Raw genomic sequence first — 9984 nt, 5'->3', positions numbered from 1 at the left:
GAGTTAACCAAGAATTTTAGGGTAAAAATGCTCATTTGCCGACAACACAAAACGAATGGCCGGAGAAATCCCAAAAGATTGAACTCCTAAATTTACCTGAGTTGCATAACGCCCGGCTAAGGGGTTGGCAACGCACCACCGAACTTAAAAAATACACTGTAAACACTGAACTTCAATTTTGCACTAAAGTCGCCATGCGTTGGCAATCCCTCTTGAGCCGTTTGTTAGGCCAACCAATTGACACCGACACTTTCACAACCAAAGAACGAGCTTTTTTGTAAACTTGAAACAAACTAACCGATTCATTTATAAACCAAAATGCCAACTCAGCAAAGAAACAAAAAACTCAAATTGAGCGATTTGGAAGAAAAGTGACGAGCGTAGCATGCTCGGCGGACGTTTGGATGCCGAAGGTTATTTTGCCGCTAAACTCACAGCGCTAAACAACCGAACGCGATCAAGAAACAACAAATATGTGATGATTATTTATTGCTTAACTTAAGCTAGAAAACATGGCATTTACCGTTCAATTCAGACTCGACTTAGCTGATAAAAACTCACTTTGCCTAACGCCCGCTTAAGGGGCAGACAACGCTACTACCAACTTTCCGCATAATACTGTAATCACTAAAACCAACGCATAGTAAAAATGCCGCGCGTTGGCTGTCCCTCTTGAAGCGTTTGTTATGTTTCGAACCGTTGGAATACCCATTTCATAATTGAACGTTCATACTCCACAGAGAAACAATACATGGGAATTTCTTCTCTATTTTCTAGAGTAATTGCTGCTGAAATCAGAATATCACCTCTAACGAGGTCACGAACTTGACTAGCTAAAATCTGCATACAACGATCTATCCCCTCGAATTGATCGATATTTTGCTCAAAGCCTAAAGTACTGGCATGAATCAACTCATTTCTAGCATCTCTGGCTTTTTCTAAGATGTCAGAGCCACCTGCTTTGTAGACTGGTAAAGTCTGAATTGCACGATTCAAGTTTCTATGGCTATTTAAGCATTGTCGTAACTGCTTCTCAAAATCTTGCTCTGAGACAAACTGCTTGGTTATCGTAGCACTCTTGATACTAGGTAGACGTGCTAGAGATTTACATGCACTATCAAAGCGAGTTGCCAAAATTAAAATTCTTCCAAACACGCCATGAACTTCATCACTAAACTCCGTACGTTCGAAGTCATATTGGAATACCATCTTCAAAGATTTCCTCTTAGAAACATAACGCCCGGTTAAGGGGCAGACAACGCCACTACTAAGCTTCCGCATAACATCATAACCACAAAAGCCAACGCATAATAAAAATGCCACGCGTTGGCTGTCCCTCTTGAACCGTTTGTTATGTTTTATTCCAACCAGCTGATTTTGTTAAGAATAAACTTAGGAATTTCAACTAGCTTAAGACATTATTGCCTTACTTCTAAAAAGTATTTTTTTGCATGATAAGCAAATATGTTTATAACGAGGATCTGCATGAGCTGTTAATGGTTGGAAAATCACTTTGTCTGAACCACAACTAAAGCATTTAGCACTTTCTGGATCTGCTGTTTTACATTCAGGATGCTTTATCAAATAATTCTCAAGTGTCGGCAATTTGTGCCAATCATCATCCTGTGGCTTCGAATATGATACAAAATAGTAGAATATTGCAGCCGCGCCAAAAGCTAAAACCAACCAAATGAAATCCATCTCTTTTCCTCAAGTTATCACGAAAACATAACGCCCGGTTAAGGGGCTGACAACGCAAAACACTGAACTCAAAATAACAACCGTAATCACAAAGGCCGATTTGAACAAAAACCGCCACGCGTTGGCAGTCCCTCTTTAACCGTTTGTTATGCAAATTCAATAAGATAAACTGACTTTACACGACCAAAAGCCACAATTGCAATGGTTGAGTGATTCAAGAATCAACCCAAGCCAGAGCCATGACAAATAAGCCGCCAAAACAAAGCCCACCTTTAAACAACAAACCAAGCTTTTGAATGAAACAAACTCACCGAGCAAGACTTTCAACAAGTACAAAATGTTCGATAAACTTGCCCTTTCCACACTTTGCGCCCACAAAATTAGCAACGCGCCAACGTTAAAACTGATTGAGGTAAACAAAGAACCTTGTCTGTTTTACGGCTTGAGTGAACCACGAATTTTAAGGTCAAAAAGCTCATTTGCCGACAACACAAAACGAATGGCCGGAGAAATCTAAAAAGATTGAACCCCTAAATTTCCCTGAGTTGCATAACGCCCGGCTAAGGGGTTGACAACGCACCGCCGGATTCAAAAAACACACTGTAAACACTGAACTTCAATTTTGTACTAAAGTCGCCACGCGTTGGCAATCCCTCTTGAGCCGTTTGTTAGCTGCTGCACTTTAGCCGGAGATTGACTACCCAACGACCTAATTTAAAACACATTATTGCTTTCAAGCAGCAAAGTAAAACGAACAACTGAGAAACTAAAACCTAATCCACGAAACACACTTGGCAAAGAAGAAATAACAGCAAAACTGACGAGTTTCTAGAGCTTAAATTTACAAAGAATCCTTTCGAAGAAGCCAACGACCAAGTGCGCGAAATCCATTTAAGCGCGTAAGAGCTTCAAAACCAAAGAAGCCACACCAAAGAAATAAACAAACACATCACTTCCCGTAAGAAGGCTTCGGTTAGTTCAAACACTTCACGAACAGTGCCACTGGCGAGATACTTGGAAAAGTGATGACTTTCAGGTGTAAAGCTAGAGCCTCAGACCAAGAAAAAATGAACACGGAATTTTATGATTTTTCTTAACCTCAGCTAACGCCCGGTTAAGGGGCTGACAACGCAAAACACTGAACTCAAAATAACAACCGTAATCACAAAGGCCGATTTGAACAAAAATCGCCACGCGTTGGCAGTCCCTCTTTAACCGTTTGTTATGCAAATTCAATAAGATAAACTGACTTTACTCGATCAAAAGCCACGATTGCAATGGTTGAGTGATTCAAGAACCAACCCAAGCAAGAACTGTGATAAATTAGCCGCCAAAACAAAGTCCACCTTTCAACAACAAACCAAGCTTTTGAATTAGACAAACTCACCGAGCAAGACTTTCAGCAAGTACGAAATGATCGAATAACTTGCTCTTTCCACACTTTGCGCACGCTAAATTGACAACAAACCAGCACTAAAACTGATTGAGGCAAACCAAGAACCTTGCTTGTTTTACGGTTTGAGTTAGCCAAGAATTTGAAGGTAAAAATGCCCATTTGCCGACAACACAAAACGAATAGCCGGAGAAATCCCAAAAGATTGAACCCCTAAATTTACCTGAGTTGCATAACGCCCGGCTAAGGGGTTGACAACGCATAGCCGAACTTAAAAAACGCACTGTAAACACTGAACTTCAATTTTGAACTAAAGCCGCCACGCGTTGGCAATCCCTCTTGAGCCGTTTGTTATGTGAATTCTAAACGGGTGCAATAAACGCTAATCGAACACAACCACATCAATAAGTTTGTCATTTATAAAAAAGAACGCAGCTTTGCCACCATCACTAAACCGCATTTTCAAGATTTTATGCCTGATTTTTTGTCCGTCTAATATTCTCATTCCACCTGAATTCCCCAGATTTTGACCACATTTTGCTTTCAAAACTTGGTCGTAGCTATCTCCCGTTTTGACTCGACCAGCAGAGCACATGATTAAGTCACTTGCTAAAGAAGCACCTGAAAACATAAGGACAAACGTCACTAAAAGTCTTCGAATCATAGATTATTTACCTATTTCACATAACGCCCGCTTAAGGGGCGGCCAACGCTACTACCAACTTATTGCATAACACCGTAACCACAAAAACCAATGCATAGTAAAAATGCCACGCGTTGGCTGTCCCTCTTGAAGCGTTTGTTATGTGAATTTTTCACACGCCCAAAAGAGGCAGGTTTTTACGCTGATGATAGGTTAAAGCTAACTCTAGACAGGACTTGATGACCGTTTCTGGTAGCGGTTTAGATAAGGTCAGGACTATTGCTCTATTTCCCTGAAACACCAACTCGTCACCATACAACTCCCGAAATGTATCGACTAGCTTAGTTTGGCAATTAAAGAATAGGTAATAATTATTAGGAGACTTAAGCTTCCAGTCCATTCTTAACGGACTGCCCGTTTTTACACTGTAGCTTGGCTCACCCCATTTTAGAGTTTCATCGACTTCACCCAGTTCCAACTCAGATGCGACTTGAAAGACTAAATTTCGCAGCTCTTCTAACCTAACACGAGCATTTTCCGGATACTCATCAAACCGATCTTTGACTACCTTGTCCATTGGAATCTCCTATTCACATAACGCCCGCTTAAGGGGCAGACAACGCTACTACCAAGCTTCCGCATAACATCGTAACCACAAAAACCAACGCATAGTGAAAATGCCACGCGTTGGCTGTCCCTCTTAAAGCGTTTGTTATGTGGCTTTGCCTCGTAAGCCAATTAAGTTACCAAATGGGTCTTCTACTTGACACATTGAAAGCCCATTTTCTATTTCCATTGGGCCTCTGTATAGCTTTGCGCCAAGAGCCTCAAAGCATGCTAATGACTTGGATAAATCGTTTACCGACCAATAAAGAACAGTACCATTTTTACCAGAGCCCACCTTTTCATCAGCTTGCACTATTTCAATAGAAAAGCCATTAAGGTCTAACACTGTAAAATCAAAATCTGAGTGATAAACAGGCTTCGCGTCAGAAAAGGCTTTTTGATACCAACTTAACCCCTGTTCTACATTAGGGACATGAATAAGAACTGCTGCTGGGGTCATATTTTCTCTCCTGCCACATAACGCCCGGCTAAGGGGTTGACAACGCACCGCCGAACTCAAAAAACACACTGTAAACACTGAACTTCAATTTTGCACTAAAACCGCCAAGCGTTGGCAATCCCTCTTGAGCCGTTTGTTATGCAAATTCAATGAGATAAACTGACTTTACTCGAACAAAAGCCACAATTGCAATGGTTGAGTGATTCAAGAACCAACCCAAGCAAGAACTGTGATAAATAAGCTGCCAAAACAAAGTCCACCTTTCAACAAGAAACCAAGCTTTTGAATCAGACAAACTCAACAAGCAAGACTTTCAGCAAATGCGAAATGCTCGATTAACTTACCCTTTCCACACTTTGCGCCCACTGAATTTACAACGCGCCAACGCTAAAACTGATTGAGGCAAACAAAGAAACTTGCCTGTTTTACGGTTTGAGTTAGCCACAAATTTAAAGGCGAAAATGCTCATTTGCCGACAACACAAGACGAATGGCCGGAGAAATCCCAAAAGATTGAACCCCTAAATTTACCTGAGTTGCATAACGCCCGGCTAAGGGGTTGACAACGCACCGCCAGACTCAAAAAACACACCGTAAACACTGAACTTCAATTTTGCACTAAAGTCGCCACGCGTTGGCAATCCCTCTTGAGCCGTTTGTTATGCAAATTCAATAAGATAAACTGACTTTACTCGATCAAAAGCCACAATTGCAATGGTTGAGTGATTCAAGAACCACCCCAAGTAGGAGCCGAGATAAATAAGCCGCCAAAACAAAGTCCACCTTTCAACAACCAACCAAGCTTTTGAATGAGACAAACTCAACAAGCAAGACTTTCAGCAACTGTAAAACGCTCGATAAACTTGCCCTTTCCACACTTTGCGCACGCTGAATTGACAACAAACCAGCACCAAAACTCATTGAGGCAAACAAAGAACTTTGTCTGTTTTACGGTTTGAGTGAACCCCGAATTTGAGGGTGAAAATGTCATTTGCCGACAACACAAAACGAATGGCCGGAGAAATCCAAAAGATTGAAACCCTAAATTTACCTGAGTTGCATAACGCCCGGCTAAGGGGTTGACAACGCACCGCCGAACTCAAAAAACACACTGTAAACGCTGAACTTCAATTTTGCACCAAAACCGCCATGCGTTGGCAATCCCTCTTGAGCCGTTTGTTAGGCCAACCGATTGACACCGACACATTCAAAACTAAAGAACGAACTTTTTTATAAACTTAAAACAAACTAACCGATTAATTTATAAACCAAAATGCCAAATCAGCAAAGAAACAAAAAACTCAAATTTAGCGATTTGGAAGAAAAGTGACGAGCGTAGCATGCTCGGCGGACGTTTGGATGTTGAAGGTTATTTTGCCGCTGAATTCACAACGAAAAGCAACCCAACGCGATCAATAAACAACAAATATGTGATAACGATTTATTGCTTAAGTTAAGCCACAAAACATGGAATTTACCGTTCAATTCAAACTCGATTTAGCTGATAAAAACTCACTTTGCCTAACGCCCGCTTAAGGGGCAGACAACGCTACTACCAAGCTTCCGCATAACACTGTAACCACTAAAACCAACGCATAATAAAAATGCCACGCGTTGGCTGTCCCTCTTGAAGCGTTTGTTATGTGATATTAACTCAATGATTTCTTATCAAAAATAAATTCACACCTCTTACTTCCGTCAAAATCAATAGAATAACAATCTATTTCTTCGAATATTTTAATAAAAGAATTAGAAAGAAAAAACATTCTCAAACCCCTATGGTTAACATTGTCAACATCTAATTTTCTAGGTAAAACGTCCCACTGATTCCATATCCAACCCTGATCATTAATAAAAGCCACTTTCCATTCTTTGCTATCTTTTAACTTGTAATGAATTACAAATCTATCTCTAGCACTGTAAATATGACCACTAAATTTAAATGTACAAGTTTTAACTTCATCAATACTATTTTTCTTAGAGTTTGACTTTATACTACTACATTTAATTTCCTGAAAACCAACATCAATAAATACATCTATTTTTTTTATAATCTAGGATTTTATTAAGCTCTGCATCATCCAATTTAATCGAAGAATATTTTTCACAGTCTATTAATATAGTCTCATAAGGATTGATAGCAACAGGATGTAAATAATTTTTGATGGTTAATTTAAATTTACCATCAATAATAATAAAAACCCGCCAAATAGCATATGTTCTATCTTTACAATTAGTAAGAACCAAACTTTTAATTTGTGTCCCAAATGGATCTAATGGATTAGATGGCGAATATACGAACTGAAATTTATGTCCAATCTTACGAAATGCAAAATAAATTGCAAAAACTGACGCAATTACACTGACAATTGAACCAAAGTTTCCATTCAAAAATAAGAGGATACCGGAAAAAATTGATAAAAACCATTCTTGAAAATCAAGAATACAAGCCATAAAAAGTTCCCACTCTTTCACACTAATCTCCCATGTCACATAACGCCCGGCTAAGGGGTTGACAACGCACCACCGAACTTAAAAAAACACACTGTAAACTCTGAATTTCAATTTTGCACTAAAACCGCCAAGCGTTGGCAATCCCTCTTGAGCCGTTTGTTATAACGCATTTTCTACTGCACCTAACCAAGAAGGTACGTTCTTTTTATACCAGTCTATATACGTTGATGCTTCAGATTTATTGCGACTAATCAGTATGTTAACCACTTCAATAACTATCCAACACTTTGCAATAACCAAATGCTTCGTTAACTCATTGGCGGTAAATGCGGAATTATATTGAGTGTATTGCTCGACAATCGAGGTGTATTCATGAATTGACCCTAAACCTTGTACTAAAGGGGCTAAATCAATTGCTGGGCTACCATAACCAAAACGCTCCCAGTCAAATAATACCAACTCACCATTCTTTCTCGTGCCCCAATTTCCATCATTCGTATCACCCGAAATTAAGCCAGAATGCTCAAATAGAACATGAGACAAGGTTTGTATTGATACTATCGCATTTTGGGAAGAGCAAGGAAGGCTTAAGGCCTCAAGAGCTGACTCTGTTGAAGTAACTGACCAATAATGTTCTTTGGGACTAAAAAATGGATTGTATTTTGAACAGTGAATGCTGCTCAATTGTTCAAAAACGCTCGAATTTGCTCGCAGTTCTGTTAACGTTACCTGATTAGGAATGAGCTCAATAAAAAGATCATTTTTTTGCACCTTATAGAGCTTAGGAACATTTACACCTTTGAGCATGGGAGCTGCGTATTGGTAAAAATTAACCTCTACATCCGAAGCGTCTTGCTTACGAATACAAAGAGAGCCATCAAACGCTTCCATAGTAACTCGAGCTGCACCCATTTTCGATAGATCTTGTGTACTCATAACTCTCCTGCGTTATAACGCCCGGCTAAGGGGTTGACAACGCACCGCCGAACTCAAAAAACACACCGTAAACACTGAACTTCAATTTTGCACTAAAACCGCCAAGCGTTGGCAATCCCTCTTGAGCCGTTTGTTAGCTATTTTTTCCCAGTGACTGATTTGAATGATTCAAAAATGAATGTCGCCAATCCACCTGCAACATTTGAATTTGCATAATCCTTCAAAGGCTCACAAAAATTTGATTTGAATTTATCAATAGCCTCTTCTGGAGAAGAAGCATAAATCGTATCACCTTCCACTTCTAACCCCGTTCTCAAGAGTTCTTCCTTTTCAAAAAGATAAGTTTCTGAACTCATATCCAGATAAGTAAATTCATTACGATTTGAATTTGGTTTACAGAAAAATTGATACTTTGACATCTTTAATTTCCTTGCTGCTGAATAAAACAATAGCTAACGCCCGGCTAAGGGGTTGACAACGCACCGCCGAACTCAAAAAACACACTGTAAACACTGAACTTCAATTTTGCACTAAAACCGCCACGCGTTGGCAATCCCTCTTGAGCCGTTTGTTATGCAAATTCAATGAGATAAACTGACTTTACTCGAACAAAAGCCACAATTGCAATGGTTGAGTGATTCAAGAACCAACCCAAGCCAGAGCGGTGATAAATGAGCCGCCAAAACAAAGTCCACCTTTCAGCAACAAACCAAGCTTTTGAATCAGGAAAACTCAACGAGCGAAAACTTCAGCAAGTAAAAAATGCTCGATAAACTTGCCCTTTCCACACTTTGCGCACGCTGAATTGACAGCAAACCAGCACAAAAACTCATTGAGGCAAACAAAGAACCTTACCTGTTTTACGGTTTGAGTTAACCAAGAATTTGAGGATAAAAAAGCTCATTTGCCGACAACACAAACCGAATGGCCGGAGAAATCCCAAAAGATTGAACCCCTAAATTTACCTGAGTTGCATAACGCCCGGTTAAGGGGCAGCCAACGCCATTACCAAGCTTCCGCATAACACCGTAACCACAAAAACCAACGCATAATAAAAATGCCACGCGTTGGCTGTCCCTCTTGAACCGTTTGTTATGGCTAACAACTCACTGATTTATTGGGTAAAACTTTAGAAAAGGTCTATCCGTTCATCTCGACATTCGTAAGAGCCCATTTCGAATTCTCGACAAATCCAAGGGCGATTTTCGTAAATTGTGCACATGAACGTTTCACGATCTAGAGCTGAACACCAACCATCTGACAAACGCAGCATCGTTTCTCCACCCCATTCATCAAATGCAATGTGCTGCTCTGGTACACCTGTATCGGTAATGATCATAACCTCCAAACGGCAACAACAAGCATGGCAGTTTGAGCACGATATTTCCGGATTTGATACATTTTTAATTGGGATTGTCATCGAGTTCTTCAGCAAGTTTAATCGCAGAATAGTACTCCAATTTAAACCAATTTACCGACATTAATGATGAACTCAACTTGATAGCCATAACGCCAAATTAAGGTGTGAACAACGCTAACCCCCTGCTAAAACCATTGTGCCATAATCACTAAATTCACTTGAAATGAGGTCGCCAAGCGTTGTGAATCACTCTTAAATTTATTGTTATGTAGGTTTTGTTGGCGTTCTATTGAGTAGGCTTCAACCGTAAGCGCATCATAAACCCCACATTCTAATCAATATCGGTACGTCCTAAGATCAAATCTCCAACCTCAAGGAGATCTGAAATGGCAAAACGGCGCACCAACAAAGAATGGCAAACCCTGTTTGAAA

The 9984-nt window shown here is 40.0% G+C and carries 9 protein-coding genes; all 9 read right to left on the bottom strand.

Going from position 1 to position 9984, the window contains the following annotated elements; genetic code table 11:
- Positions 1-684: 684 nt before the first annotated feature.
- The 9 genes from AACQ79_RS10795 to AACQ79_RS10755 all read right to left on the bottom strand — a co-directional run bounded on the left by AACQ79_RS10795 (position 685) and on the right by AACQ79_RS10755 (position 9612).
- Positions 685-1323, bottom strand: a complete 639-nt coding sequence (locus AACQ79_RS10795) for a hypothetical protein (protein ID WP_339366740.1) — start codon at positions 1321-1323, stop codon at positions 685-687.
- An 87-nt stretch (positions 1324-1410) separates the two neighbouring features.
- The gene (locus AACQ79_RS10790) at positions 1411-1701 is read right to left on the bottom strand and encodes a hypothetical protein (RefSeq protein WP_170899832.1); all 291 of its coding nucleotides are present in this window, start codon (positions 1699-1701) and stop codon (positions 1411-1413) included.
- A gap of 1775 nt (positions 1702-3476) precedes the next feature.
- On the bottom strand, positions 3477-3758 hold the full coding sequence (locus tag AACQ79_RS10785; RefSeq protein WP_170899831.1) for a hypothetical protein: 282 nt from the start codon (positions 3756-3758) through the stop codon (positions 3477-3479).
- A gap of 151 nt (positions 3759-3909) precedes the next feature.
- Complete coding sequence (locus AACQ79_RS10780; RefSeq protein WP_088733275.1) at positions 3910-4314, bottom strand: DUF1801 domain-containing protein; 405 nt, start codon at positions 4312-4314, stop codon at positions 3910-3912.
- Positions 4315-4449: 135 nt separating this feature from the next.
- Positions 4450-4803 carry a glyoxalase/bleomycin resistance/dioxygenase family protein gene (locus AACQ79_RS10775; protein ID WP_064626895.1) on the bottom strand — a complete coding sequence of 118 codons (354 nt, stop codon included), beginning with the start codon at positions 4801-4803 and terminating at the stop codon, positions 4450-4452.
- Between the two features lie 2024 nt (positions 4804-6827).
- Entirely contained in the window at positions 6828-7277 is a 450-nt protein-coding gene (locus AACQ79_RS10770) for a hypothetical protein (protein ID WP_170899830.1), read from the bottom strand.
- Positions 7278-7415: 138 nt separating this feature from the next.
- Complete coding sequence (locus AACQ79_RS10765; protein WP_170899829.1) at positions 7416-8192, bottom strand: phosphotransferase family protein; 777 nt, start codon at positions 8190-8192, stop codon at positions 7416-7418.
- 137 nt (positions 8193-8329) lie between these two features.
- Entirely contained in the window at positions 8330-8611 is a 282-nt protein-coding gene (locus AACQ79_RS10760; RefSeq protein ID WP_170899828.1) for a hypothetical protein, read from the bottom strand.
- A gap of 710 nt (positions 8612-9321) precedes the next feature.
- A complete protein-coding gene (locus AACQ79_RS10755) occupies positions 9322-9612 on the bottom strand; it encodes a YkgJ family cysteine cluster protein (RefSeq protein WP_080536237.1) in 291 nt (96 codons plus the stop codon).
- Between the last annotated feature and the right edge of the window lie 372 nt (positions 9613-9984).

This window comes from Vibrio sp. 3-2(1) (assembly GCF_963887575.1).
Lineage (GTDB): Bacteria > Pseudomonadota > Gammaproteobacteria > Enterobacterales > Vibrionaceae > Vibrio > Vibrio anguillarum.
Note: the sequence above shows the minus strand (reverse complement) of the source record. Positions and strands in the feature narration are given on the sequence as shown.

Excerpts from the sequence above, each read along its gene's own strand:
- AACQ79_RS10790 (WP_170899832.1), bottom strand. The coding sequence starts at position 1,701 with ATGGATTTCATTTGGTTGGTTTTAGCTTTTGGCGCGGCTGCAATATTC.
- AACQ79_RS10760 (WP_170899828.1), bottom strand. The coding sequence starts at position 8,611 with ATGTCAAAGTATCAATTTTTCTGTAAACCAAATTCAAATCGTAATGAA.
- AACQ79_RS10755 (WP_080536237.1), bottom strand. The coding sequence starts at position 9,612 with ATGACAATCCCAATTAAAAATGTATCAAATCCGGAAATATCGTGCTCA.
- AACQ79_RS10785 (WP_170899831.1), bottom strand. The coding sequence starts at position 3,758 with ATGATTCGAAGACTTTTAGTGACGTTTGTCCTTATGTTTTCAGGTGCT.
- AACQ79_RS10765 (WP_170899829.1), bottom strand. The coding sequence starts at position 8,192 with ATGAGTACACAAGATCTATCGAAAATGGGTGCAGCTCGAGTTACTATG.
- AACQ79_RS10780 (WP_088733275.1), bottom strand. The coding sequence starts at position 4,314 with ATGGACAAGGTAGTCAAAGATCGGTTTGATGAGTATCCGGAAAATGCT.
- AACQ79_RS10775 (WP_064626895.1), bottom strand. The coding sequence starts at position 4,803 with ATGACCCCAGCAGCAGTTCTTATTCATGTCCCTAATGTAGAACAGGGG.